Source organism: Mycolicibacterium palauense, from assembly GCF_002592005.1.
Taxonomy (GTDB): Bacteria; Actinomycetota; Actinomycetes; order Mycobacteriales; family Mycobacteriaceae; genus Mycobacterium; species Mycobacterium palauense.
On the sequence record NZ_NVQF01000056.1, the window covers coordinates 1 to 25,843 of the forward strand.

Annotated in this window: 25 protein-coding genes; 16 read left to right on the forward strand and 9 right to left on the reverse strand. The window is 69.0% G+C overall.

What is annotated here, in order from left to right:
• The 4 genes from CSR00_RS19790 to CSR00_RS19805 form a co-directional block, all read right to left on the reverse strand.
• On the reverse strand, positions 1-599 hold a 599-nt coding region (locus CSR00_RS19790), incomplete at its 3' end, for a hypothetical protein (protein WP_099024134.1).
• Between the two features lies 1 nt (position 600).
• Positions 601-1,431: a hypothetical protein gene (locus CSR00_RS19795; RefSeq protein WP_099024135.1), complete on the reverse strand. Its 831-nt coding sequence runs from the start codon at positions 1,429-1,431 to the stop codon at positions 601-603.
• A gap of 1 nt (position 1,432) precedes the next feature.
• Positions 1,433-3,679, reverse strand: a complete 2,247-nt coding sequence (locus CSR00_RS19800; RefSeq protein ID WP_141564406.1) for a TPR repeat domain-containing protein — start codon at positions 3,677-3,679, stop codon at positions 1,433-1,435.
• Between the two features lie 96 nt (positions 3,680-3,775).
• Entirely contained in the window at positions 3,776-4,306 is a 531-nt protein-coding gene (locus CSR00_RS19805; protein WP_099024164.1) for a hypothetical protein, read from the reverse strand.
• A gap of 217 nt (positions 4,307-4,523) precedes the next feature.
• On the opposite strand from CSR00_RS19805, the gene CSR00_RS19810 reads away from it, so the two are divergent.
• From CSR00_RS19810 to CSR00_RS19820, 3 genes are all read left to right on the forward strand, one after another.
• Positions 4,524-5,144, forward strand: a complete 621-nt coding sequence (locus CSR00_RS19810; protein ID WP_099024137.1) for a DUF3159 domain-containing protein — start codon at positions 4,524-4,526, stop codon at positions 5,142-5,144.
• A 26-nt stretch (positions 5,145-5,170) separates the two neighbouring features.
• Entirely contained in the window at positions 5,171-5,791 is a 621-nt protein-coding gene (locus CSR00_RS19815) for a DsbA family oxidoreductase (protein ID WP_099024138.1), read from the forward strand.
• Between the two features lie 61 nt (positions 5,792-5,852).
• On the forward strand, positions 5,853-7,130 hold the full coding sequence (locus CSR00_RS19820) for a hemolysin family protein (RefSeq protein ID WP_099024139.1): 1,278 nt from the start codon (positions 5,853-5,855) through the stop codon (positions 7,128-7,130).
• Positions 7,131-7,133: 3 nt separating this feature from the next.
• Here CSR00_RS19820 and CSR00_RS19825 read toward each other — a convergent pair whose 3' ends face one another.
• A complete protein-coding gene (locus CSR00_RS19825) occupies positions 7,134-7,880 on the reverse strand; it encodes a hypothetical protein (RefSeq protein ID WP_141564407.1) in 747 nt (248 codons plus the stop codon).
• 209 nt (positions 7,881-8,089) lie between these two features.
• Between CSR00_RS19825 and CSR00_RS19830 the strand changes: the two genes are divergently transcribed.
• From CSR00_RS19830 to CSR00_RS19875, 10 genes are all read left to right on the forward strand, one after another.
• Positions 8,090-9,292, forward strand: coding sequence for a L,D-transpeptidase (locus tag CSR00_RS19830; RefSeq protein WP_407662482.1), 1,203 nt, complete (start codon positions 8,090-8,092; stop codon positions 9,290-9,292).
• Complete coding sequence (locus CSR00_RS19835; RefSeq protein WP_099024141.1) at positions 9,265-10,203, forward strand: F510_1955 family glycosylhydrolase; 939 nt, start codon at positions 9,265-9,267, stop codon at positions 10,201-10,203. Before CSR00_RS19830 ends, CSR00_RS19835 begins: the two co-directional genes overlap by 28 nt.
• A 148-nt stretch (positions 10,204-10,351) precedes the next feature.
• Positions 10,352-10,966 (forward strand): TetR/AcrR family transcriptional regulator, encoded by a 615-nt coding sequence (locus CSR00_RS19840; protein WP_099024142.1) that lies wholly within the window; start codon positions 10,352-10,354, stop codon positions 10,964-10,966.
• Positions 10,963-11,412 carry an MmpS family transport accessory protein gene (locus tag CSR00_RS19845; protein WP_281259739.1) on the forward strand — a complete coding sequence of 150 codons (450 nt, stop codon included), beginning with the start codon at positions 10,963-10,965 and terminating at the stop codon, positions 11,410-11,412. Before CSR00_RS19840 ends, CSR00_RS19845 begins: the two co-directional genes overlap by 4 nt.
• Before the next feature lie 62 nt (positions 11,413-11,474).
• Positions 11,475-14,381 (forward strand): MMPL/RND family transporter, encoded by a 2,907-nt coding sequence (locus tag CSR00_RS19850; protein ID WP_281259740.1) that lies wholly within the window; start codon positions 11,475-11,477, stop codon positions 14,379-14,381.
• A complete protein-coding gene (locus CSR00_RS19855; RefSeq protein ID WP_099024144.1) occupies positions 14,378-14,803 on the forward strand; it encodes a hypothetical protein in 426 nt (141 codons plus the stop codon). The genes CSR00_RS19850 and CSR00_RS19855 overlap by 4 nt, the downstream gene beginning before the upstream one ends.
• 202 nt (positions 14,804-15,005) lie before the next feature.
• A complete protein-coding gene (gene dnaK, locus CSR00_RS19860; protein WP_099024145.1) occupies positions 15,006-16,862 on the forward strand; it encodes a molecular chaperone DnaK in 1,857 nt (618 codons plus the stop codon).
• Positions 16,859-17,509 carry a nucleotide exchange factor GrpE gene (grpE, locus tag CSR00_RS19865; RefSeq protein ID WP_099024146.1) on the forward strand — a complete coding sequence of 217 codons (651 nt, stop codon included), beginning with the start codon at positions 16,859-16,861 and terminating at the stop codon, positions 17,507-17,509. The genes dnaK and grpE overlap by 4 nt, the downstream gene beginning before the upstream one ends.
• A gap of 41 nt (positions 17,510-17,550) precedes the next feature.
• Entirely contained in the window at positions 17,551-18,747 is a 1,197-nt protein-coding gene (gene dnaJ / locus CSR00_RS19870) for a molecular chaperone DnaJ (protein WP_099024147.1), read from the forward strand.
• A gap of 6 nt (positions 18,748-18,753) precedes the next feature.
• A complete protein-coding gene (locus CSR00_RS19875) occupies positions 18,754-19,164 on the forward strand; it encodes a heat shock protein transcriptional repressor HspR (RefSeq protein ID WP_099024148.1) in 411 nt (136 codons plus the stop codon).
• Positions 19,165-19,170: 6 nt separating this feature from the next.
• On the opposite strand, the gene CSR00_RS19880 is transcribed toward CSR00_RS19875, so the two are convergent.
• Together CSR00_RS19880 and CSR00_RS19885 are read right to left on the reverse strand one after the other, a co-directional pair.
• On the reverse strand, positions 19,171-20,061 hold the full coding sequence (locus tag CSR00_RS19880) for an aldose 1-epimerase (RefSeq protein WP_099024149.1): 891 nt from the start codon (positions 20,059-20,061) through the stop codon (positions 19,171-19,173).
• Between the two features lie 10 nt (positions 20,062-20,071).
• A complete protein-coding gene (locus tag CSR00_RS19885; RefSeq protein ID WP_099024150.1) occupies positions 20,072-21,232 on the reverse strand; it encodes an FAD-binding oxidoreductase in 1,161 nt (386 codons plus the stop codon).
• 311 nt (positions 21,233-21,543) lie between these two features.
• Between CSR00_RS19885 and CSR00_RS19890 the strand changes: the two genes are divergently transcribed.
• Entirely contained in the window at positions 21,544-22,188 is a 645-nt protein-coding gene (locus tag CSR00_RS19890) for a TetR/AcrR family transcriptional regulator (RefSeq protein ID WP_456093790.1), read from the forward strand.
• Here CSR00_RS19890 and CSR00_RS19895 read toward each other — a convergent pair.
• Entirely contained in the window at positions 22,176-22,847 is a 672-nt protein-coding gene (locus tag CSR00_RS19895; RefSeq protein WP_407662481.1) for a GAP family protein, read from the reverse strand. The two genes, CSR00_RS19890 and CSR00_RS19895, sit on opposite strands and share 13 nt — an antisense overlap.
• Positions 22,848-22,920: 73 nt before the next feature.
• Here CSR00_RS19895 and CSR00_RS19900 point away from each other — a divergent pair, with 73 nt between their 5' ends.
• Both CSR00_RS19900 and CSR00_RS30720 read left to right on the forward strand, forming a co-directional pair.
• Positions 22,921-24,324, forward strand: a complete 1,404-nt coding sequence (locus CSR00_RS19900; RefSeq protein ID WP_099024152.1) for a guanine deaminase — start codon at positions 22,921-22,923, stop codon at positions 24,322-24,324.
• Between the two features lie 15 nt (positions 24,325-24,339).
• The gene (locus CSR00_RS30720) at positions 24,340-25,287 is read left to right on the forward strand and encodes an antibiotic biosynthesis monooxygenase (RefSeq protein WP_099024153.1); all 948 of its coding nucleotides are present in this window, start codon (positions 24,340-24,342) and stop codon (positions 25,285-25,287) included.
• 17 nt (positions 25,288-25,304) lie between these two features.
• Here CSR00_RS30720 and CSR00_RS19910 read toward each other — a convergent pair whose 3' ends face one another.
• Positions 25,305-25,631 carry a hypothetical protein gene (locus tag CSR00_RS19910; protein ID WP_099024154.1) on the reverse strand — a complete coding sequence of 109 codons (327 nt, stop codon included), beginning with the start codon at positions 25,629-25,631 and terminating at the stop codon, positions 25,305-25,307.
• Positions 25,632-25,843: the final 212 nt, after the last annotated feature.

The following is a 25,843-nucleotide window of genomic DNA, read 5'->3' on the forward strand; positions in this document are numbered from 1 at the left end:
GGGGAGGGCCCCTGCTGGGGCGGCAGGGTGTCTGCGGAGGGGGCGGCCGGAGCCAGCAGGTTGACCCGCTCCATGACGAGAGCAGTAGTCGGGCCAGTGTTCGGAGTCTCGATGCGGTACCTGCCGTCGGGTTGTTGCCACGCCGCCCCGTAGGTCCAGAAGCAGACGACGGCGGTGACGTCGCGCCCGTTCTGGGCGATACGGAGAACATGCCTTAGGCCGGTGCCGGCCATGCGTTTGCCCTCGCCGCCCGGCTCTGGCCAGCGGCCCACTGTCGACAGCGGATTACCGACGGCCGCGGGTAGGTCGGGCTCGACGGCGCGGTCGAAGCCGGGGTAGAGGTAGTCGAGGCTGCCCCCGAAAGCCACCAGGGTCCGGGACTCGAGATAGGCGCGGACGACGACGATCGGTTGGGTCAGCAGGTCGATGTCGGGTTCGGCGGTCCAGACGAAATGCAGGTCGGAGAGGGTGGGGGGCCAGCGTTCCGGGGGTTCAGTTGGCTGGCCGGGTGTGGTGCTGTGGCCGCAGCCGGTGATCAGGGTGGCCGCTAGTGCCGCGGCTGCCATTGCCTGGGCGCCGATCTGTCTGCGGTGCGTCATTTCACCTGGTTTCGACGGGCCAGCCGGGCTCGCTGGGCAGGGTGGGGAAGTCCGAGCGGGGCCGTGGTGCGGAGGTGAGGTATTCGCGGCGTTCGATGCTGGCCGGGGCGCGGGCCGCACAGGCGGCTTGGTCCTGTGGGAATTCGGGCCATTCGGGGCCTGCACCGTTGGGGCCGACCGCCTGCAACTGGCCGATGACGCGCCATCCCCCGAACACATCGGTGTACGGGTAGGGGGAGGGCCCCTTCTGGGGCGGCAGTGTGTCCGCGGAGTCGTCGGCTGGGGCCAGCATGCTGATCCGCTCCACGGACAGTGCGGTGGTCGGACCTGTGTGCACGGTCCCGATGCGGTACCTGCCGTCGGGCTGTTGCCACGCCGCCCCGTAGGTCCAGAAGCAGGCGACGGCGGTGACGTTGCGGCCGTTCTGGGCGATACGGAGGACATGTCGCAGGTCGGTGCCAACCAGTCGTTTACCGTCACCGCCCGGCTCTGGCCAGCGGCCCACTGTCGACAGCGGATTACCGACGGCCGCGGGTAGGTCGGGCTCGACGGCGCGGTCGAAGCCGGGGTAGAGGTAGTCGAGGCTGCCGCCGAACCTCACCAGGGTCCGGGATTCGATGTAGGCGCGCACGACGACGACCGGTTGAGTCAGCAGGTCGATGCCGGGTTCGGCGGTCCAGACGAAATGCAGGTCGGAGAGGGTGGTGGGCCAGCGTTCCGGGGGTTTGGCTGACTGGCCGGGTGTGGTGCTGTGGCCGCAGCCGGTGATCAGGGCGGTCGCCATGGCTACCGCCGCAGTCAGTCGGCTGCCGATCAGCACGCGGCGTGCCATCTCACTTCTCATCCTTGTTGTCGGGGTCGTCGGCCGGGTTGGCGTCGCCGGTGACGGCGTTGTAACGATCGGTCATATTGTCCAGTTGGCTCGCGACGCCACCGTCCACCCCGTGGATGACGGTGTCATTCACCGCCGAATTGATGTTCTGGTCGTAGAAACCAAGAGAATCGTCAATACCTGTGCCTGAGGCTGCTGCCCAATCCTTGTATTCCTCGTAGGAGCGGACGTACGGCCCGTCGGGGTGCTGCTCATCCGGCGGCGCAATGAAGCCCTCGCCGAGGCCGTTGACCTCGACCCCGTTCTGCACCAGCGCGTTCAGCATCTGCCGTGTCGCCTGACCGGACTGCATGTCCTCGATGTCGTGTTGGCTCCATTGGTCTGTCGGCGCATCACCGATCAGTCCGTGCTCCATGGCCTGGCCGAAGACGCCCGAGCCGGGCACGATGGCGTCCGCGGTGCCGAAGGCCATCTCGTAGGCGGACTTCTTGAGTTCGTAGGCGGCAGCGTTCATGTCGTCCTTGTTGATCCCGGAGGCGTCCGTGGCGTTGTGGGTTCCGGAGTCGACCAGCCCCTGCAGGGTCATGGAGTTCTTGAGGTGGGAGTTGTCACCGGAGACATCCACGCCGTTGTTGTAGTCGGCGGCCCACCGGTTCTGCTCGGCGACGACTTCGCGGTCGGCTTCTGCGTTGAAGAAGTCCGACGCCTGCCTATCGCTGCTGAGCACTGAGAAGATGCCCTTGGCGACCGGCATCTTCCCGCTCTCGACATTGGCCGCCGTGTCAAGGTCGGCGAAACCGTCGTGCTGCAGATCGGACGACGTCTGGGCTATATCGGGAATAAAAGGCGCCAGGCCGTGCGAAAGGCCGCGGACTGCTTCGGGATTCAGCTGACCGAGCGTCTGATTGCCGATGTGCAGCAGGTCCCCGTCGTGGTTTCCGACGTAATCGGCGTACGCCGAGGCGGTCTCGGCCGCCATCTTGGCGTCCGGCCCGTCGACCGCATCGCCGGTCCAGCCGAGCATGTTGCCCACCGCCGTACCGTTGTCGGCCCAGTCGGTGGTCAGCGCGCCCTTCATGAAGTCATCCGAATAGGCCGTGTCGTAAAGGATGTCGTGAATCGCCTGGTGATCCTGACCGGCCGTCGCCAGCACATCATTGGCGACCGGGACGCCGTCGTCGGCCACACCGACCACACCGCCCTTTCCGCCGGCGGGCGTGCCGTGGAAGGTGGGCGAGTTCATCATCTCGGTCGCCTTGTTGAGCATGCCCCGGTCCAGCGCCGTGCCACCCTGACGCAACGTCGCGTTGCCGTCCTTGACGATGTCGGTCAGCTTACTCATCTCGTCGAACTGCGACATGCCCTTGGACTTCAACACATTCTGCACGCTGGAGGGCAACTGCCCGAAGCCCCCGCTGGTCATGTTCTTCGGATTGTCGACACCGCCCGGATCGGTCTTCGGGAAGTGGATGTTCGGGTTGCTCATCAGCTGCCAGGAGTCGCTCATCGCGCTGTTGGCGCCACCCATGTTCTGCTCGGCGGTGGCAAGGTCTTTGACCGACATGCCGGCCTGCTGTGACTGCATCTGACTCAGGATCGACGCCTGCATCGGCGTCAGCGGCTCTATGCCGGCCCGCTGGTCGGCGTTGATGGAGTCCAGCACCGTCTTCACCTGGGCGGCGGCGGCCTGGTCGCCCGCGAGCGCCTTCTCGACCGTCTCCTTCGCGGCTTCCGGTGAGACATCCGAGCCGTCGCCCACGGTCTCGGCAGTTTCGGAGATGGCGTTGTTCACCACCGAAGTCAGATGGCGATCGGTGGAGTCGGCCCGGCGCAGCAGGTCGACGATCGCGTCGTGCACGATCTGCACGTGGTGCTCGACCTCCGCCAGCTCCGCGGGATCGTCCGGGATCACGTAGTGCAACTCGCCGGTGGCGGTGTTGATGCCGATGCCCCAGCGGTCGGCCATGCGCTGGATCCGCGTCCACTCTGCCTTGATGGATTCGACCTCGGAGGCGGCGGACGCCACGTCGCGACCGGCCTGGTCGCACTCGTCGGCATGGGCCAGCATGCTGTTGCTGATGGCGGTGGCCATGGACGCCGCCGCCTCATAGGAGAGGCCTTGCCACTCGAGGTTGGTGATGATGGCGTCCTGGTTGTGGGCGATGTCGCGCAGTGAAGTGGCGCGGTCGGTCGCCGCAGTGGCCACCATGCGTATCGACCCGGGATCCCAGGTGTCCAGATCCGTCAACGACACCCCCACAACCAGCGAATTTACCGGATCGGGCTTCCGTGGCAATTCACCTCGCCCCGCGCCGGCGGCCTTGCCGGAGGTCGATCGGCAGGTCTAGAAGGACTCGACGCCCTGCACCGCCACGAACATGCCGTGCCCGGTCGCATCGTTGGTGAAGCGGGTGCCGCCCGCCTCGGCGTCGATGGTCCAGCCCTGCGCGGTGTAGGTGCGGTAGTCCAGCGTGACGGCGGGAATGTTGCCGAGGTTGCCCAGCACCCAGTGCACCGAGCCCCCGGAGGTGACGCTGACCCCGTTGGCGGGTGTGCCGTCGATGTCCGGGGAGTTCTCGAACTGCGACTCGCAGCCCACGGTCTCCCGGTTGAGCTGGCAGCGCGTCTTGCCGGACTTGGTCTGGACGAAGACGTAGCCCTGGTCGTTGGGCGGCAGCGTTTCTGTTCCCGGGGGCGCGGCGATCGCCGACGAGGGGCCCGAGGGACCCGTCGGGCGCTCGGGCGCCGCGGTCGTCGAGGGCGGAGAGACCGACGGTTTCGGGGTGGGGAAGTTCGGTTCGGCGTTGGTGCCGCAGCCCGGGCAGGTGGCCACCCCGTCGGTGGTGTTGCTGCAGCTGACCAGCGCCGCCGCCATCACCAGCGCAGCGCCGGCCAGCGTCCAGCGGGTTTGTGTGGGTGCGCGCACAGGACTCCTCGGGCCGTATGCCTCACCGTACCCAGGCCGTTACGACAGTTAAACCAGTGACTGGTGATGTTTATGAAGATGTGAGGTTGTCCGGCGTCGGTACTCTCGATTTCGGCGGCCGATCCGGCTCGACCAGCCGGAACCGACCCAGACAGGTGGCCCGCACATGACCAACACGCAACCGCCGATCGCCGCGCTGCTGGCCCGGGCCGGCGGTGTCCGCGGGCTGGTCTCCACCGCACTGCCGGTCACCGTCTACGCGGTGTGTTCCTCGGCGCTGGGGGTGGCGCCCGCGGTGGGCGCGGCACTGGTGACCGCGGCGGTCATCCTGGCCTGGCAGCTGCTGCGCCGGGAGTCCCTGCGCCCGGCGTTGTTGGGGTTCGGCGGGGTCGCGGCCTGCGCGATCCTGGCCTACTTCACCGGCCAGGCCAAGGACTTCTACCTGCCCGGCATCGGCATGTATCTGGCCACCGCCGTCGTGTTCACGGCCTCGGTGATCGTGCGCCGGCCGTTGGTCGGGGTGGTGTGGGCCTGGGTCACCGGCCGCGACGACACCTGGCGGCGGGTGCCGCGGGTGCGGCTGGCCTTCGACGTGGTCACGCTGGTGATGGCCGTGGTGTCCTGGTCGCGGTTCGCGGTCCAGTACTACCTGTACGACACCGACCAGGCGGGCATGTTGGCCGCGGCGCGGATCGCCATGGGCTGGCCGCTGTTCGTGGTGACCTCCGCCCTGATCTACCTGGCGGTGCGCAGCGCCCTGCGCGCGCTGCCCCGGGCGACCGAATAGTGCGTCGCCCCGGGTATTCTCGCGGCGTGGGCGTCGTTGAGGTCTTTGCCGATATTCTGTGCCCGTTCACTCACGTGGGGCTCCGCACGGTCGCGGACCGCCGCGCCGAACGCGGACTCACCGAACCGCGTATGCGTATCCGGGCCTGGCCGCTCGAACTGATCAACAGGGCGCCGCTGGACCCGCACCACGTCGCCGTGGAGATCGCCGCGCTGAGGGCGTCGGTGCGCTCGGACCTGTTCACCGGGTTCTCCGTCGACACCTTCCCGACGACGTCGATGGCCGCGTACGCACTGACCGCGGCCGCCGACCGTGCCGGCGACGCCGGACTGGACGAAGAGGTGGGCCTGGCGCTGCGCGACGCGATGTTCGAGCAGGGGCGCGACATCGGTGATCCCACGGTGGTCGCCGAGATCGCGGCCGGCTTCGACCTCGAACCGCTCGGCGCCGAGGAGACCATGGCGGCGGTCCGTGCCGACTGGGACGAGGGACGGGCCCGCGGAGTGGTCGGCTCCCCTCATTTCTTCGCCGCCGGCGGTGGCAGCTGGTTCTGCCCCAGCCTGGCCATCAGTCGCGACGACGCCGACAATTTCGTGATCGCCTGGAAGGAGGGCTCCGAGGCGTTCATCGACGGCGTCTTCGCCTGAGTTCGTCCCGGCACGACCGCGAGTCCCGTTTCGCGAAGCCTTCGTGGTGTAGAAGAGCACCATGAGCGGCTACTGGCCCGACATTGCACTCATCGCCGTGCTGATGCTCGTCAACGGCCTGTTCGCAGGCAGCGAGATGGCTCTGATCTCCCTGCGCGAAGGGCAGTTGCAGGCGCTGGAACGTCGCGGTGGCCGCCGCGACCGGACACTGGTCAGGCTCGCGCGGGATCCCAACCGCTACCTGGGCACCATTCAGATCGGGATCACCCTCGCCGGCTACCTGGCCTCGGCGACCGCGGCGGTCACCCTGGCCCAGCCGCTGGTCCCGTCGCTGGGCTTTCTCGGTGATGCCGCGGGCCCGGCGGCGATCGCGGTGGTCACGGTGCTGCTGACCGGGGTCAACCTCGTCATCGGCGAACTCGCCCCCAAACGGCTCGCGATGCAGTACTACCGGCAGTGGTCGGCGCTGGTGGCCACGCCGCTGAGCGTGCTGGCCACCCTGACACGACCCGTGGTGTGGCTGCTGGGCCTGGCCACCGACGTCGTCGTCCGGATCTGCGGGGGCAACCCCGCCGTCGGGCGGGCACCGCTTTCGCCGGAGGAGCTGCGCGACCTCGTCAGCGCTCACCCCGGGCTCAGTGAGGATCAGCGCATGATCATCAGCGGCGCCCTGGAGATCCACGGGCGTCCGCTGCGCGACGTGTTGGTGCCGCGCCGTTCCGTGGTGACGCTCCCCGCGGACGAGGCCGTGGCGCAGGCCCGCGCCGTGCTCGCGGCCTCGGGGCATTCCCGTGCGCCGGTGGTCCGCGGCGACCTCGACGAGGTGGTAGGGGTGGTGCATCTGCGCGACCTGCTGGGGGACCGGGGGACGGTGGCCGAGGCGGCACGGCCCGGGTTGCTCCTGCCCGACAGCCTGCGCGTCTCCGATGCGCTGCAACGTTTCAAGGCCGACCGACAGCAGTTCGCGCTCGTCGTCGACGAGCGCGGCGGGGTGGCGGGCATCGTCACCATGGAGGATCTGCTGGAAGAGATCGTCGGCGAGATCTACGACGAAACCGACCGTGACGTCCTCGCCGTCCGTCGACTCCCCGACGGCAGCCTGATACTGCCCGGCAGCTTTCCCGTGCACGACCTCTCCGATATCGACGTCGACACCACCGACGCCCCGCCGGGTACCTACACGACGATCGCCGGTCTGGTCCTGGCCGAGTTGGGGCGCATTCCCACGAGCCCCGGAGACCGGGTGGGCTTCGGGCGTTACACCGTTGAGGTGACAGCGATCTCGCACAATGCCATCACCGAGGTCCGGCTGCGTCCCCGCGGCGACGACCGGGCCTGACCGCTACCCGTGGGGATGGTCGTCGCCGTGCTCGGGTGGATGTACCGGCGCCGGGACGCGCACCAGCTGGGCGCCGCCGTGATCCTCGGCTTCGGGCTCGGGGGAGGCGGGCGGCGCGACGTCGTGGTGCTCGTCGGCGTGTTCGTCCGCCGGCGCATCGGCGGGACCGTCATCGGGGCTGTGGTGACCGTGCTCGGCGGTCCCGTGTGGTTGGTGGTGACCGTGCTCGGCGGTGCCCGCGGGCGCATGATGGTCGTCCTGCAGGCCCGAGACCATGCCGACGGCGGTGGCCACGGCGATCACCGAGCCCGCGCCCGTCAGCACCATCGCGTAGCCGAAACCCGGCACGGCCTCGGTGCGGTAGCTGCGCGACCACACCCAGGCGGCACCGAGAACGATGTAGCACTGCAGCATCAGGGCGCACAGGTCGGCGGCCCCCACCATCTCCGGTTGACCGGCGTGCGGGCCGAACGGAACGCCGACGGTGCGAGCCACCCCCCACAGCGCGATCGAGCCGAGATTGGCCAGGACCCCGAGAACCAGGACCGATGCCGACGGGCTGACCAGCACGGCCAGGCCCCAGGCGAGCTGGAACAACGCGATCAGGCCGAAGAACATCCCGGAGGCGGGCCACTCCTGCCAGTGCGAGGGCATGGCGGTGAGATGGATCAGGGCGGCACCGAATGACGCCGTCGCGGCCACCCGGACGGCCACGCCGTTGTCGGTCTTCGATGCTGCTCGCGGTGTCATCGGCACGATCATGGCACAGCGCGCGGAGCCCGAACGAGACGTGCGGATATCGTTTTGACGCCAAAACGCTTACGGCTCAGTGATGTTGATTCGCTTGATCGAATCTTCACACAACCCATAGGCAAGCCACATCCGGGCTGGTGAGACTGGCCAGAAGACCAGGGCAACGGGGCCGCGACAGCAGGGAAGGGGGTCGTCGCGTGCAGCGCATCCATTCGAGCACCGGCGGTGCCCGGACGGTTCTCGGCATCGCCACCCTGTTGGCGGTGGTGCTGGGTGTCGGCGCGTGTGCGCCGGCACCGACGACCTCCGGTCCGCAGTTCATCGAGGAGAAGGGCACGCCCTACGCCGATCTGATGGTGCCGATGCTGCGGGCATCGGTGAGCGACGGCGCGATCGGGGTGCAGGTCGACAAACCCGTCACCGTCGACGCGGGAGCCGGCGTGCTCGGGGCGGTGACCCTGGTGAACGAACAGGACCGGGTCGTCGAGGGGCGGCTCAGCGAGGACGGCCTGACATGGGAGTCGGCCGAGCCGCTGGGCTACAACCGCCGGTACACGTTGAGCGCGGAGGCGCTGGGCCTCAACGGCGTGGCACGCCGGACCACGACCTTCGAGACCCATTCCCCCGAGAACCTCACGATGCCCTACGTGATGCCGAACGACGGTGCCGTGGTGGGGGTGGGGCAGCCGATCGCCGTCCGCTTCGACGAGAACATCACCGATCGCGCCGCCGCACAGGACGCCATCGCGATCACCACCACTCCGCCGGTCGACGGCGCGTTCTACTGGTTGAGCAATCGCGAGGTCCGTTGGCGCCCAGCCGAGTACTGGCAGCCCGGCACCCGGGTCGAGGTGAATGTGCAGACCTACGGCGTGGACCTGGGCGGTGGGCTGTTCGGCCAGGACGATGTGACGACGCGGTTCAGCATCGGCGACCGGGTGATCGCCACCGCCGACGACGCGACCAAGACGCTGACCGTCCGGGTCAACGGCGAGGTGGTCAAGACGATGCCGATCTCCATGGGCAAGGACTCCACGCCGACCGACAACGGGACCTACATCATCGGCGACCGCTACTCCTCGCTGGTCATGGACTCCTCGACCTACGGCGTGCCGGTCAACTCGCCCGACGGCTACCGCACGGAGGTGCAGTGGGCCACCCAGATGTCCTACAGCGGGATCTACGTGCATTCCGCGCCGTGGTCGGTGGGCAGTCAGGGGCGCTCGAACGTCAGCCACGGCTGCCTCAACGTCAGCCCCGCGAATGCCCGGTGGTTCTTCACCCACACCAAACGGGGCGACGTCGTGGAGGTCGTCAACACGCTCGGCCCGACACTGCCGGGTGTGGACGGACTCGGAGACTGGAACCTTCCCTGGGAGCAATGGAAAACCGGAAACGCAGACATCTGACCCCGCCGGCCTCTGCACTGGCCGGCCTGCTGGCGGTCGCGCTGGTCGGCTGCGCCCCGGCGGGCCCCGGACAGGATCCGGCGGGCCCACCGGCCGCGTCGGCCACTTCCACCACGTCCATGGCAGGGCCGGGCGGGTTGTCACTGCCGCGGGAGATGGGCCACGTGCACGCGCTGCGCGTCAACCCCGCAAACGGGGATCTCTACGCCGCCACCCACCACGGCCTCTACCGCTTCGCCGGGGACGCCGACCCGCAACTGGTGGGCGAGTTGGTACAGGACTTCATGGGTTTCACCGTCGTCGGCCCGGATCACTTCCTGGCCAGCGGGCATCCCGGGGCCGGCCACCACGGGCAGCCGGCCAACCTCGGCCTGATCGAGAGCACCGACGGCGGGCAGACGTGGGTCCCCCTGTCGTTGTCGGGGCGGGCCGACTTCCACTCCCTGGAGCACCGGCACGGCCGGACCTACGGTCTGGACAGCCAGACCGGGCGGGTCCTGATCTCCGACGACAACAGGACGTGGCAGCAGCGCGCCGGCGTGCGGGCCCTCGACCTGGCCGTGTCCCCGGCCGACCCGGACGAGCTCCTCATCACCACCGCCGCCGGTCTGCAGCGAAGCGACGATGCCGGCGCCACCTACCAGCCCGTTTCAGGAAGCCCGGCCCTGGCATACCTCAGTTGGCCCACCACCGGGCCGCTGATCGGCGTGGACCGCGCCGGCACGCTGTATGCCAGCGAGGACGCGGGCGCGACCTGGCAGGCCCGGCACCTGCTGGAGCAGCAACCGCAGGCCCTGCTCGCCGTGGGCGACGGGCGCGTGTTCACCGTGGCGGGCACTGGGGGCGGCGCCGTGCTGTACGAGTCCGCCGACGATGCCGTCTCCGTGACGCGCTTCGGCGCCGGCGGATAGCCGCCGGCCGGCGGCATGAGTACGGATAGCCGCCGGCCGGCGGCGTGAGTATCTGACGTCGACAATTTAGGTCTGGTCCCGGCACCGCCCTGCCGCTAGCATTTCAACTCGTGCAGAATTCTGTGGGCGCGGAAATCCGGGGCCGGCGATGAGTCGGCCGCCCGGATCCGTCGTCAAGCACACCGGGCGTAGGCCGGGGCCCAACACCACCCGGGAGCTGATCGCCGACACCGCCCGCAAGCACTTCGCCGCGCTGGGGTACGACCGCACCTCGATGCGGCAGGTGGCGCTGGCGGCCGAGGTCGACCCGACGCTGGTGGCCCACTACTTCGGCACCAAGCTGAACCTGTTCCTGGCGGTGGTCGAGCTACCGATCGACCCCGCGGCGTTGATCGATCGGGTGGTCGGCGATGGCGCCGAGGGGGTGGGTGCACGGTTGGCCTGCGCGGTGCTGGACGTCCTCGACGACGAGGTGCGCCGCCGCCCCATGGTGGGCATGATCCGGGCGGCGACCTCCGAGCCCGAGGCGGCCCGGCTGGTGCGGGACTTCCTGACCCGCAACCTGCTGCTGCCGATCGCCCAACGGCTCGAGGCCGATCATCCCGAATACCGGGCCGGCCTGGTGATGTCGCAGATCGTGGGTTTCACGCTGGCCCGCTACATCGTCGGGATCGAACCGCTGGCCACCCACCCGCGCGAACACGTGGCCGCCGATCTGGGTGCCACGCTGCAGCGCTATCTGCAGGGTGAGCTGAGCCGGTGACCGGGAGCGCGATCGGCCGGCTGCTCCCGCGGGGGTGGTGGATGGTGCTGGTCGCGGTGGTGGTCGTCGCGGTGGCCGGGTTCGCCGTGTACCGGCTGCACGGCATCTTCGGGTCCCACAACGACGTCTCGGCGGGCGGTGAGCTGCCCAACGACGCCGTGTCGCTGAACCCCAAACGCGTGGTCATCGAGGTCTTCGGCGATCCCGGCTCGGTGGCGACGATCAACTACGTCGACGTCGACGCCCAACCGCAGCGCGTCGACGACGCGGCACTGCCGTGGTCCTACGACGTGACCACCACCCAGCCCGGGGTGTTCGTCAACGTCGTCGCCCAGGGCGACAGCGGTTCGCTGGGTTGCCGCATCACCATCGACGGCGAGGTCAAGGACCAGCGAACGGTCACCACGCACAACGCCTACACCTACTGTTTGGAGAAGTCCGGGTGAGTGAGCACCGCGTCGAGGACGGTACGGACAGCACCGGGGACAGTGTCCGGGACAGGTCGTTGGTGCGCCGGATCTCGGGGACCCTCCGGTGGTGGTCGGTGCCGATCGTGTTGGCGTGGTTGCTCATCGCGGTGTTCACCAACGTCTTCGTGCCGCAGCTGGAAACCGTCGGTGAGGCCCACAACGTCGGGCTGAGCTCGCCGGCCGCGCCCTCGCTGCAGGCGATGAAACGCATGGGCAAGGTGTTCCACGAGTTCGACTCGGACAGTTCGGCGATGATCGTGCTGGAAGGCGAGCAGCCCCTGGGTGCCGACGCCCACCGGTTCTACGACACCCTGATCCGCAAGCTGTCGGCCGACACCGCCCATGTGCAGCACATCCAGGATTTCTGGGGGGATCCGCTGACCGCCGGGGGCTCCCAGAGCAGCGACGGAAAGGCCGCCTACACCCAGGTATTCCTCGCCGGGGACCAGGGCGCGACGCTGTCGCTGGAGTCCGTCGCCGCGGTGCGCGACATCGTGGACCACACACCGCCGCCACCGGGGGTCAAGGCCTATGTCACCGGGGCGGCACCGCTGTTCGCCGATCAGATCCAGGTCGGCGGTCAGGGGCTGGTGAAGGTCACCCTGATCACCATCGGGGTGATCCTGGTGATGTTGCTGCTCATCTACCGATCGATCGTGGCGACGCTACTCGTGCTGTTGACCGTCATCATTGAAATGAGCGCGGCCCGAGGGGTTGCGGCGCTGCTGGCCGACTCCGGGATCATCGGGCTGTCGACGTTCGCGACGAACCTGCTGACGTTGCTGGTGATCGCGGCGGGCACCGACTACGCGATCTTTCTGCTCGGTCGCTACCACGAGGCGCGCCACGCCGGCGAGGACCGTGAGACGGCCTTCCACACGATGTACCGGTCGACCGCCCACGTGATTCTGGGCTCGGGGCTGACGGTGGCCGGCGCGGTGTTCTGTCTGAGCTTCACCCGGATGCCCTACTTCCAGAGCATGGGCCCGCTGGGGGCGATCGGTGTGCTGGTCGCGCTGGCCGCCGCGCTGACCCTGGCCCCCGCCGTCATCACGGTGGCCGCCGTGTTCGGACTGCTGGACCCGCGCCGCGCGGTGCAGACCCGGGGATGGCGGCGGATCGGCACCGCGGTGGTGCGCTGGCCCGGGCCGATCCTGGTGGTGACCGTGGGGGTGGCCCTGATCGGCCTGCTCGCCCTGCCCGGCTACAAGACCAGCTACGACCAGCGCCGTTACCTGCCCGGGGACACCCCGGCCAACCTCGGCTACGCCGCCGCGGAACGGCATTTCTCCGCGGCCCGGCTCAACCCCGAGCTGCTGATGATCGAGTCCGACCACGACCTGCGCAATCCCGCGGGCATGATCCTGCTGGAACGGGTGGCCCGGGCCGTCTTCCACACCCCGGGCATCGCGCAGGTGCAGTCGATCACCCGGCCGTTGGGCACCCCGCTCGACCACAGCTCCATCCCGTTCCAGATCAGTGCGCAGAGCATCGGTCAGATCGAGAACCTGCCGTATCAGCAGGACCGCGCCGACGACCTGCTCAAACAGGTTGCCGAGATCGACAAGTCGATCGCCACCCTGAAGCAGCAGTACGCACTGCAACAGCAGGCGAGCGCCGCCACGGCCGAACAGACCCAGGCGTTCCACGACACGGTGGCCACGGTGAACGACCTGCGCGACAAGATCGCCAACTTCGACGATCAGTTCCGGCCCATCCGCAACTACTTCTACTGGGAGCCGCACTGCTTCGACATCCCGATGTGTGCGGCGCTGCGCTCCGTCTTCGACGCACTCGACGGGATCGACTCGCTCACAAGCCAATTCGGGAAGGTCACTGCGAGTCTGGACAAGTTGAACGCGTTGCAGCCGCAGCTGCTCGCGCTCATCCCGAGCCAGATCGCCAGCCAGCAGACCAACCGCGATCTGGCGATGACGAACTACGCCACGCAATCGGGGATCGCCGCCAACAGCGAGGCGTCCCTGGAGAATGCGACCGCGATGGGGCAGGCGTTCGACGCCGCCAAGAATGACGACTCCTTCTATCTGCCGCCGGAGGTGTTCGCCAATCCCGAATTCCAGCGCGGCCTGAAACTGTTCCTCTCGCCCGACGGCAAGGCCGCCCGGATGATCATCACCCACAAGGGCGATCCCGCCACCCTCGAAGGCATCTCGCACATCGACGCCATCCGCGCCGCGGTCGAGGACGCCGTGAAGGGCACGCCGCTCGGCAACGCCGACATCTACATCGGCGGCGCGGCCGCGACGTACAAGGACATCGCCGAGGGCGCGAAATACGACCTGATGATCGCCGGTATCGCCGCGATGAGCCTGATCCTGCTCATCATGATGTTCATCACCCAAAGTCTGGTCGCGGCGCTGGTCATCGTGGGCACGGTCGTGCTCTCGCTGGGGGCGTCGTTCGGCCTGTCGGTGCTGGTGTGGCAGCACATCCTCGGGATCGAGCTGTTGTGGATCGTGCTGGCGCTGTCGGTGATCCTGCTGCTGGCGGTGGGGTCGGACTACAACCTGTTGCTGATATCGCGGTTCAAGGAGGAGATCCACGCCGGGCTCAACACCGGCATCATCCGCGCGATGGCCGGTTCTGGCTCGGTCGTCACCTCCGCGGGCCTGGTGTTCGCCGCCACCATGGCGTCCTTCGTGTTCAGCGATCTGCGGGCGATCGGGCAGGTCGGTACGACCATCGCGCTCGGACTGCTGTTCGACACCCTGATCGTGCGGGCGTTCATGACGCCCTCGATCGCCACACTGCTCGGTCGCTGGTTCTGGTGGCCCCAACGGGTGCGCCCACGCCCGGCCAGTTCGATGCTCCGGCCCTACGGGCCCCGCCCCGCGGTGCGGCAACTGCTGCTGTGGGACGACGACGATGGCGACGACGATGGCGACGACGGTGACGTCACCGCGGCGCGCGGAGCGAAACGATGAGTCTGTTCGGTTGGCTGACGGCGCTGTCCCTCGTGGCCGCGCTGGCCTTCGCCGCGGGCGCCTTCGTCTTCGTCAGACGGCTGTTGAGGCGGACGCCGACCGCGGCCAGCGAGCGGATCGGCAGCGTCAAGTACGTGCTGCACAAGGTGCGCACGGGCGAGCCGATGCCGGCCGACGAGCGGGATTTCGCCGCCCAGACCATCGCCGAGCGTCGATCGCCCCTGGCGTTCTGCGTTCCCGGCGCGCTCTTCTCCATCGGGTGCCTCTACGTGTTCGGCAGGCTCGACCAGCTGCACGGGGCGTCCCCGTCCTGGGCGACGTTCATCGGGGTGCTGCCCATGCTGGCGGCGGTCAACCTCACCGTCCAGCTGCTCAGGATCGCCACCCTGAAGGGCCGGGTTCCGGAGTACGTTCCGGAGTGACCGCCGGTGGCCCGCGCGTGGTCGCTGCGCCGCGCCGGGAACATATCCGGCCGGGGCGGCGTTGACCCCATCGACAAGAACTTGAGTGCAACAGGCTCAACTCTGGGTTGACAGGAGACGGTCGACAGGAGCAGGCTTGAGCGTGGTTCGCTCAGATCCACTGAGGCCCACAAAGGCAGAAGCTATTCAGGAGGCAGTAACTATGGCTCGTGCGGTCGGAATCGACCTCGGGACCACCAACTCCGTCGTCGCAGTGCTGGAGGGTGGCGACCCCGTCGTCGTCGCCAACTCCGAAGGCTCCCGGACCACCCCGTCCGTCGTCGCGTTCGCGCGCAACGGCGAGGTGCTCGTCGGCCAGCCCGCCAAGAACCAGGCAGTCACCAACGTCGACCGGACCATCCGTTCGGTCAAGCGGCACATGGGCACCGACTGGTCCATCGACATCGACGACAAGAAGTACACCGCGCAGGAGATCAGCGCGCGCGTGCTGATGAAGCTCAAGCGCGACGCCGAGAGCTACCTGGGTGAGGACATCACCGACGCGGTCATCACCGTGCCCGCCTACTTCAACGACGCCCAGCGCCAGGCCACCAAGGAGGCCGGACAGATCGCCGGCATGAACGTGCTGCGCATCGTCAACGAGCCGACCGCGGCCGCGCTGGCCTACGGCCTGGACAAGGGCGAGAAGGAACAGACCATCCTGGTCTTCGACCTCGGCGGCGGCACGTTCGACGTCTCGTTGCTGGAGATCGGCGACGGCGTGGTCGAGGTGCGCGCCACCTCCGGCGACAACCACCTCGGTGGCGACGACTGGGACGACCGGATCGTCGAGTGGCTCGTGGAGAAGTTCAAGGGCACCTCGGGCATCGACCTGACCAAGGACAAGATGGCCATGCAGCGGCTGCGTGAGGCCGCCGAGAAGGCCAAGATCGAGCTGTCCAGCTCGCAGAGCACCTCGATCAACCTGCCCTACATCACCGTCGACGCCGACAAGAACCCGCTGTTCCTCGACGAGCAGCTCACGCGTGCGGAGTTCCAGCGCATCACCTCCGATCTGCTGGACCGCACCCGCAAGCCGTTCCAGTCGGTGATCAAGGACGCCGGCATCTCGGTGTCGGAGATCGACCACGTCGTGCTGGTGGGTGGTTCCACCCGCATGCCGGCGGTGACCGACCTGGTCAAGGAGCTCACCGGTGGTAAGGAGCCCAACAAGGGCGTCAACCCCGACGAGGTCGTGGCCGTGGGTGCCGCGCTGCAGGCCGGCGTGCTCAAGGGCGAGGTGAAGGACGTTCTGCTGCTGGACGTCACGCCGCTGTCCCTGGGCATCGAGACCAAGGGTGGCGTGATGACCAAGCTCATCGAGCGCAACACCACGATCCCGACCAAGCGCAGCGAGACCTTCACCACCGCCGACGACAATCAGCCGTCGGTGCAGATCCAGGTCTTCCAGGGCGAGCGCGAGATCGCGGCGCACAACAAGCTGCTCGGCTCCTTCGAGCTGACCGGCATCCCGCCGGCCCCGCGCGGTGTCCCGCAGATCGAGGTCACCTTCGACATCGACGCCAACGGCATCGTGCACGTCACCGCCAAGGACAAGGGCACCGGCAAGGAGAACACGATCAAGATCCAGGAGGGCTCCGGCCTGTCCAAGGAGGAGATCGACCGGATGGTCAAGGACGCCGAGGCGCACGCCGACGAGGACCGTGCCCGTCGCGAGGAGGCCGACGTCCGCAACCAGGCCGAGTCGCTGGTCTACCAGACGGAGAAGTTCGTCTCCGAACAGCGCGGGGCCGAGGGCGGCTCGAAGGTCCCCGAGGACACCCTGACCAAGGTCGACGCCGCGATCTCCGACGCCAAGACGGCCCTGGCCGGCACCGACATCGCCGCGATCAAGACGGCGATGGAGAAGCTCGGCGAGGAGTCCCAGTCGCTGGGCCAGGCGATCTATGAGGCCACCCAGGCCGAGCAGGCCGCCGGCGGTGGCGCGACCGAGACCGACAGCGGAAGCGACGACGTGGTGGATGCCGAGGTCGTCGACGACGACCAGGAGAACAAGTGACGCGTCCCAACCACGGCGAACAGGAACCGCAGGAGCCGGTCACCGTCACCGACAAGCGGCGCATCGATCCCAACACCGGCCAGGTCCGTGAGGCCTCTCCCGGCCCGGCCCCCAGCGGGCCGGGGTCGGGGGAGTTCGCGGGCGAGACCCCGGAGGAAGCCGACAAGGCCACCGAACTGCTCGCCGACCTGCAGCGCGTGCAGGCCGACTTCGCGAACTACCGCAAGCGGGCCCTGCGCGACCAGCAGGTGATCGCGGACCGGGCCAAGGCGACGGTGGTCGGCCAGCTGCTGGGGGTGCTCGACGACCTCGAGCGCGCCCGCAGCCACGGTGACCTCGACTCGGGCCCGTTGAAGGCGGTGGCCGACAAGCTGGTGTCCGTGCTGACCGGGCTGGGCCTGGTGGCGTTCGGCGCCGAGGGCGACGAGTTCGATCCCGCGCTGCACGAAGCGGTGCAGCACGAGGGCGACGGCTCCAACCCGGTGATCGGCACCGTCATGCGCCAGGGGTACAAGCTCGGCGAGCAGGTGCTGCGGCACGCGATGGTGGCCGTCGTCGACACCGTCGAGGGTCCCGGCGCAGATACCGGGGGCGACACCGGCGGTGCTACCAGCGGAGCGGGCGATCAGGCCCCAGAATCAGAGTAAGTAGACGACAGTTATGACAGAAGGTAAGGAGGTGGCGCGCAATGGCTCAGCGTGAGTGGGTCGAGAAGGACTTCTACAAAGAGCTCGGCGTCTCCTCTGACGCCAGCCAGGACGAGATCAAGAAGGCCGCCCGCAAGCTGCTGGCCGAGAACCACCCCGACCGCAACCCGGGAGACCAGGCGGCCGAGGACCGGTACAAGGCGGCCAGTGAGGCCAAGGACGTCCTTCTGGATCCGGCCAAGCGCAAGGAGTACGACGAGACCCGCCGGCTGTTCGCCGGGGGCGGTGGCTTCGGCCGCCGTTTCAACGGCAACTTCGGCGGGGGCGGCGGCTTCAGCGGCGGGGGCTTCGGCTCCGACGGCGCCGAGTTCAATCTCGGTGACCTCTTCGACGCCGCGGGCCAGACCGGCGGCGCCAACATCGGCGACCTGTTCGGTGGGCTGTTCGGCCGCGGTGCCCAACCGCGGCCGAGCCGCCCCCGGCGCGGCAACGACCTGGAGACCGAGACCGAACTCGATTTCCTGGAGGCCACCAAGGGTGTGGCCATGCCGCTGCGGCTGACCAGCCCGGCCCCGTGCACCAACTGCCACGGCAGCGGTGCGCGCCCGGGCACCAGCCCCAAGGTGTGCCCGAGCTGTAACGGTGCCGGCGTCATCAACCGCAACCAGGGCGCTTTCGGGTTCTCCGAACCCTGCACCGAGTGCCGCGGTAGCGGCTCGATCATCGAGCACCCGTGCGATGTGTGCAAGGGCAGCGGGGTGACCACCCGCACCCGCACCATCAACGTGCGGATCCCACCGGGAGTCGAAGACGGCCAACGGATTCGGCTCGCCGGCCAGGGTGAGGCCGGGTTGCGGGGCGCGCCGTCGGGTGACCTCTACGTCACCGTGCACGTGCGCCCGGACAAGGTGTTCGGCCGCGACGGCGACGACCTGACGGTCACCGTGCCGGTCAGCTTCCACGAGCTGGCGCTGGGGACGACGCTGTCGGTTCCCACCCTGGAAGGCAAGGTCGGTGTGCGGGTGCCCAAGGGCACCGCCGACGGCCGCATTCTGCGGGTGCGCGGGCGCGGTGTGCCCAAGCGCAGCGGTGGACACGGCGACCTGTTGGTCACCGTGAAGGTCGCGGTGCCGCCGGACCTGCAGGGCGAGGCGCTGCAGGCGCTGGAGGCCTACGCCGCCGCCGAACGGGACAGCGGCTTCGACCCGCGGGCGAACTGGGCCGGGAACCGGATGTGATGCCCGATGGGCAAATCAGACGAGTCCCGGCGCGGCGCCCGTTTCGAAGTCCGTGAAGAGGCGCGCACCTTCCTGATCTCGGTGGCCGCCGAGCTGGCCGGCATGCACGCCCAGACCCTGCGCAACTACGACCGGCTCGGACTGGTCAGTCCGCAGCGCACCTCGGGCGGCGGGCGGCGTTACTCCGAACGTGACGTCGACCTGCTGCGCGAGGTGCAGCGGCTGTCCCAGGACGAGGGGGTCAACCTGGCAGGCATCAAGCGCATCATCGAGCTGACCAATCAGGTCGAGGCGCTGCAGTCCCGGATGCAGGAGATGGCCGAGGAACTCGACGCCCTGCGCACCGGACAGCGGCGCGACGTGGCCCAGTCGACCAGCACCGCGCTGGTCGTCTGGCAGCCACGGAAACGGCGCTAGCCCTGCCTACACCCGGATCGAGAACCGGTGCAGCACCGACTCTCCGGGGCGGGCGCAGCGATAGGTCCCGCGCGTCAGCGAATCCGTCGGCGCGGCCATCGGTTCGAAGCAGATCAGATCCTCCCCGGTGGGGGCGAAGATCTGTGCGGCCGGATATCCGGTGTCGAAAACCACGTCGATGCGGCGAGTTTCGTCGCTGACCGAGAACACCGCGCCCTCGGCGACTTCGTCGAAGCCGTCGTCGAACGCGGTCTGGCCCAGCGCCTGCGACCCGGCCGGACGCGTCGTGGTCGCCCCGGTGGGCAGGCCCCGCCCGTCGACCTGTAGCTGCCGCATCGGCGGCGTCTGGATCCGCCACGACGAGCGCGGGCTGCCGGGCAGCTGCAGATACGGGTGAAACCCGAAGCACAGCGGCACCGGTTTGTCCGCGGTCGCGCTCACGATGGTCGTCAACTGCAGAGTCCGCTCCCGCAGGGTCACCGCCAGCTCCACCACGTGCGGGAACGGAAAGCTGGCCAGCAGCTCCGGGTGGGCGCCGAAGTCGAACTCGGCGATCAGGTCGGTGTCGGATTCGGTCACCACCCGCCATCCCGGCGAGGCCGCCAGCAGGCCGTGGATCGGCAACCCGTTGGGGTCGGCACGCACCCCCGCGGCGTCCGGGGCGACGTCGACGATCTCGTCACCGACCCGGTAGGTGTTGGTGCTCAACCGGTTCGCCCACGGATACAGCACCGGGATGCCCATCGTCTTGCCGGCCGAGAGGTAGGTCTGCAGGCCGCGGCGCTGACCCAGCAGCTCGGTGCCGCCGTCGGTGAGCGAGACACCGATCATGCCGGCCTCGGGCACGAAGCTCGCCGTCACCGGTGCCGTCGGGTCGCGGAGGGTCACGGTGCGCACGCACCCGAGCCTAAACCGGATCGTGGGCGATGCGCTGCGGCGGCGCTCCCTTGTCGATCAGTGCGGCCCTGGTGGCCGCGATCATCCCGGCGTTGCCGCTGATCAGGATCTGCCGGTCCCCCCAGCCGCCGTAACGGGTGACCACCTCGGGCAGCAGGCCGGTCTGGCGGACGTGCAATCCGCGCGGCGGCTGCACGTCGGGGTACTGCGAGGCCCACGGCGGGTCGTTGGCGTACTGCGAGACCGGGGTGACCGACAGCCACGGGTTGTGCGCGGCGACCTGCCACAGCGTGCGCAGGTCGTAGAGCTCACACGGGTACCGGGCGCCGAAGAACAGGTGCACGCGGGGGTTCACGCCGAACCGGGCCAGGTCCATGATGATCGCCCGCAGCGGTGCCAGGCCGGTGCTGCCCGCCACCATCAGCACGTCGCCGCCGTCCCGGTCGACCTCCAGCGCGCCGTGCGGGTTCGACATGCGCCAGCGGTCCCCGGGCCGGGTCTCGCCGACGATGGCGCTGCTGACGAAACCGCCGGCCACCGAGCGCACGTGGAACTCGATCGAGCCGTCCGGCTGGGCGGGGATGGCCGGCGAGAGGTAGCGCCACCGCCGCGGGCACTGCGGCACCTGCACGTTGACGTACTGGCCGGGGTAGTAGTGCATCGGCCGGTCCAGGAACAGCCGGACCACCGACACGTCCCGGGAGACCCGGTGGTGTTCCACGACGGTGCCCTCCCACCACGGTGGCCCGTCCTCGGCGTCGGCCGCGCCGACCATCACCCCGCTGATCAGGTTGAGCGCCTGTACGGCGGCCTCGTCGACGGCGTCGGTCCAGGCCGGGCCCAGGCTGCTGCGCAGCGTGGCGTACATGGCGTGGGCCATGGTCTCGTAGTGGCGGCGGCTGACGCCGTACTTGCGGTGGTCGCGGCCGAGCTGGGCCAGGAAGGCGACCGGTTCGTCGGCCCGCTGGTCGATGAACTCACCGAGCACCCAGTCGAGCGCCTGGGCGAAGACGGCGCGCTGATGATGCATGTCCGGCGGGAACAGGTCGCGCACCGTGTCGTCCACGGCGAACCAGCAGGTGTAGAACCGTCCGATCAGGGCATCGGACCCACGGTGCGGATCCACGGCGGCGCGCAGCACCGCCAGCGCTTCACGATCCTCCAGACCCACAGTGGCAGATCTTATGCCGCCGGGCGGTTTCTGACCGGGTGGGCCCATACCGTCGGCACCGCGCCGGTCATGATCCAGCAAACCGAAACGGCCGGGGCCGCGTACGGTTTCACAGGTGCTTTCTGTGGGTATCCGGGAGTGCGCAGCGCGCGGTGCAGCGAATATTGGCGCCGTTGCCAGTTGTGCCAGGATCCGACGGCAAACGCTCGCGGTCGGCGGCCCGCCAGCAATCTTCGTCGGCCGGTGAATGGGTACCCGCGCAGTGCGTGCCCGGGTTGCGATAATTTGAATAGCTAATGAAATGATAGGGTTTGGGAGTGGCTCCACCTGCGCAGACCGTCCGCAAGCGAGGTCGCCGTCAGGGCGGACCCGTTCCGCGCGATGCCGTGCTGGCCGCGGCCAAGCGCCGGTTCGCCGATCAGGGCTACGAGAAGACGACGTTGCGCCAGATCGCCGACGACGCCGGCGTCGATCCGTCGATGGTGTCCTACCTGTTCGGATCCAAGAACGAGCTGTTCCGCGAGTCGCTGAAGCTGATCATCGACCCGGAGAGCCTGGTGGCGGCGATGGCGGGCCCGCCCGACCAGATCGGCCTGCGGTTGTCCCGGGTCTACCTGCAGATCTGGGAGGGGCCCGACACGGGCCCGACGATGGCGGCGATGCTGGCCTCGGCCACCTCCAACAACGACGCGCACGAGGCGTTCCGCGACTTCATGCAGGGCTACGTGCTCACCGCGGTCTCCGAGGCGCTGGGGTCCGGCCCGGACACCCGCCTGCGGGCGATGCTCGCCGCGACCAACCTGGTGGGGACGGCGCTGTTGCGCTACGTGATGAAGATCGGCCCGCTGGCCGATGTGTCCGCCGACGAACTGCTGGCCATGCTGGCGCCCTGCGTGCAGCGCTACCTGACCGCCGATGTCGAGGAACTCGGCCTGCCGGCCGGTTACAGGGCGTGAAGACCCTTATAGAGCACCATCAGGCCGATGATCACCAGGATGGCCGCGACCAGCGCCGAGTTGTGTTTCTCCATCCACGCCTTGAGCCGTAGCAGCGCCGGATCCAGCCGCTCACCCATGACGGCGTAGGCCAGGATCGGCGCCGCCACCGTGCAGGCCGAGACGGCCACGAAGATCGCCGCCGCGGCCCAGGCCTTGGTCTGGCCCAGCCCGGCGGTGCCGATGGCCAGACCGGCCGCGGCGCAGATGAACAGCACCTTCGGATTGACCACGGTCAGCAGGGCGCCGACGGCCAGCGCCTTGCCCGGCCCGGCTTCGGTGATGTGCTTGGTGCCCGGCATCTGGTGCGGCTTGGTGTGCCGGGTCAGCCACCGGAAGACGCCGAAGGCGATCAGTGCCGCACCGATGACCACGCGCAGCCACGACGCCCAGGTGGGGGGCTGGCGGTCCATGCCGCCGAGCAGGCCGGAGATCTCGACGAAGAGCACCGTGAGCACCGCCAGCCCGATCACCCAGCCGGTCAGGAACGCCAGCGAGGACGGCCGCGGCCTGGCGGTGTGCAGTATCAGCACGGCCGGAATGATCGAAAGCGGCGATAATGCGATGACCGTCGCGAGGGGAATGAGCTCGGTCAGGATCGAACTCGAGACTGAGGACACCCGAGAAACCTAGCGAACCCCGTGACCGACCGCGACGGAACTCGCCCGCACCGCGAGAGGAAGCCGCCACCCCATGCCCCACGTGCACCTCGGCCATGTGTTCCACATCGGCGGCAGACCCACCGTCACCGAGGCCTCCGACGCCCTGGTCGCCATCGACGACGGGGCGCTGGTGGTCGGCGACGACGGGCGCGTCGAGTTCTGCGGCGAGCGTTCGGCGCTGCCCGACCGGTACGCCGCGGCCACCGTGCACGACCACCGGCCCGGGTTCCTGCTGCCCGGGTTCGTCGACACCCACATCCACTTCCCGCAGACCTACGCCGGCGACTCCTACGGCGGCGGTCAGCTGCTGGAGTGGCTCAACCGCTGCATCTTCCCGTCCGAGTCACGTTTCGCCGAGCCGGAATTCGCGCAGGCGGCCGCCGTCGAATTCTGCGACCGGCGGATCGCCGCGGGCACCACCGCGGCGATGGTGTTCGGATCGGCGTTCCCGCACGCGCAGGACGCGCTGTTCACCGAGACCCGCCGGCGCGGGCTGCGCATCGTCAGCGGCCGCGGCATCCAGACCGTCGGCGGTCCGACCGCCCAGCCGTTGCTCACCTCCGAGGCCGACGCGATCCGGCTGACCCGCGCGGAGATCGAGACCTGGCACGCCGCCGACACCGGCGACCCCGCCACCGCGCTGCTGCACGTGGCGATCGTGCCGCGCTTCTCGTTGTCGGTCACCACCGAGACCCTGAGGAACCTCGGCGAACTCTACGACGAGGTCCGGGACCGCGGTGTCTACGTCCACAGCCATCTCAACGAGAACAACCGCCCGGGCACCGGCGAGGTCGACACCACCAAGCAGACCTATCGGGTGAACACCTACCTGGACACCTACGACGGCAAGTTCCTGCCCGGCTCCGGGGTGGGCGGCAAGAGTCTGCTCGGGCGGCGCACGATCCTGGCCCACTGCGTGCACTGCGAGGACGAGGAACTGGCCCGGATGGCCGAGACCGGGACCTCGATCGCCCACTGTCCGGTGTCGCAGCTGTTCCTCGGCTCGGGAACCATGCCGTGGAAGCGCACGGTGGCCGCCGGCGTCAACATCGCCGCCGGAACCGATTTCGGCGGCGGCGACGAATGGTTGATCCCCCGGGTGCTCGGCGACGCCTTCAAGGTGCACATCAGCGAGCCGGGGGAGGCCGGGGTGTCCATGCACCCCGCCGAGATGCTGTTCGTCGGGACCCTGGCCGGCGCCCGCGCCCTGGACATGGAGGACCGCTTCGGCAACCTCGACCCGGGCAAGGAGGCCGATTTCGTCGTCGTCGACCCGGGCCGGACGCCGGCGCTGGCGGCCCCGCTGCGCCACGGTGTCCGGTCCGGGGACCCGGAGCTGGCCCGCGAGCAGACCCTGTTCGCGCTGTTGACGGGGATTCGCGAGACGTCGATCGCCGAGGTGTACGTGCGGGGGCGGCGTGTCGGGCCGGGCTGAGAGGGGCACGCGGCCGTGACGGCCACCGCCCTGACCGTCTTCCACCCGTTCCCCGACGACGCGGGGTTCTCCGCGTGGCTGGCCGAGGTGCTCGCCTGTGCCCGCGCCGCCGACGGTTTCCGCGTCGCGCGCGAATCCGCGCGCGAGGACCCGCTGCTGGAGCCGGCGATGACGGTCACCTTCCACACCGAGGAGGCCCTGCACCGCTGGCTGGACAGCCCCGGACGCGCCGCGGTGATGCGCGAGGGCCGGCGGCGCGGTTTCGCGGCCAGCACCTCGGATCTGGTCTTCGTCGAGGGCGACCCGCTGCCGCCGGGCCTGAGCGTCTTCCTGCAGACCGTCGCCGCCGGCCGGGAGGCCGAATTCACCGCCGCCCAGGCCGAACTCGCCGCCAAGGCGGCGACGTTCCCCGGGTGCGAGGGCACGGCCGTGTTCCCGCCGGGTGATCGCGGCGAATGGCTGTCGGTGGTGCGGTTCCGCCGGCCCCACCAGCTCCGGGCGTGGCTGGGGTCGGGCTCCCGTGCCGAGGCCCTGCCCGCGGTGCGGGACAGCCTGACCGACAACTTCTCCGTGCACGCCCTGACCACCCCGTACGGCTCGACCGTGCGGACCGACAACGGCCGCACCCAGGTCACCCCGGGGTGGAAGGTCGCCATGCTGGTGCTGCTGGTGCTCTACCCGACGGTGATGCTGCTGTCCCGTTTCCTGGGTCCGATGCTGGCCGGCCTGGGCATCAGGCCGTGGCTGGCGTTCTTCATGAGCAACATCGTCAGCATCGTGGTGATGCAGTGGGCGCTGATGCCGGTGGCCTCGCGGCTGTTCGGCCGGTGGCTGGACCCGGTCGACGGTGCCGGCCTACGGGTCAGCGTCGGCGGCGCGGTCCTCATCGTGCTCGGATACCTCGCCGCGCTGACGCTCTTCGCGACGGTGCACGACCTGCAGTTCTGGGACTACGCAGACTGATACCTCGACGGCACGCCTCAGCGGGCTCGTGCCTCGCCCGCATCGTTGCGCCGCAGGGTCCACGCCGGCACCCAGTGCGTCACCGCCTTCTGCTTGGCGCCGTAGGTGATCTCGTAGGTCACCAGGCCCCACCAGTCGCCCTGCTCGCACAGGCCCCAGCAGCTCAGCCATCCCGGCACGACCTTGTGCATCTGCAGCCCGTGCGGGTGATAGCGCCCGTTGCGGTGCGGCTCCCGCGGAAACAGCACGGTCAGATCGATCAGCACACGCAGCGGCGGGCGCACCACCCGGAACGGCTCCCGGACCGGTTGCCCGTTGTAGCCGATCGACGACTGCCCCTGCATGCCTCGATCATATGTTCGAATGCCCGTGGTGTTGATCCGGTACTCAGAGCGAATTCTGCGCGAATTGTTGGCCCTCAGTACCGAATGAACGGGAAGCTGGTGCTGGTGGCTGGAAAATGGTTAAAGTTGAGCGGAACAGACTCAACATTGACGACGTTATTGAAGGCGACAAGCATTCATCAGGTCACGCGTGCGTGCCCTTTGTGATTGAA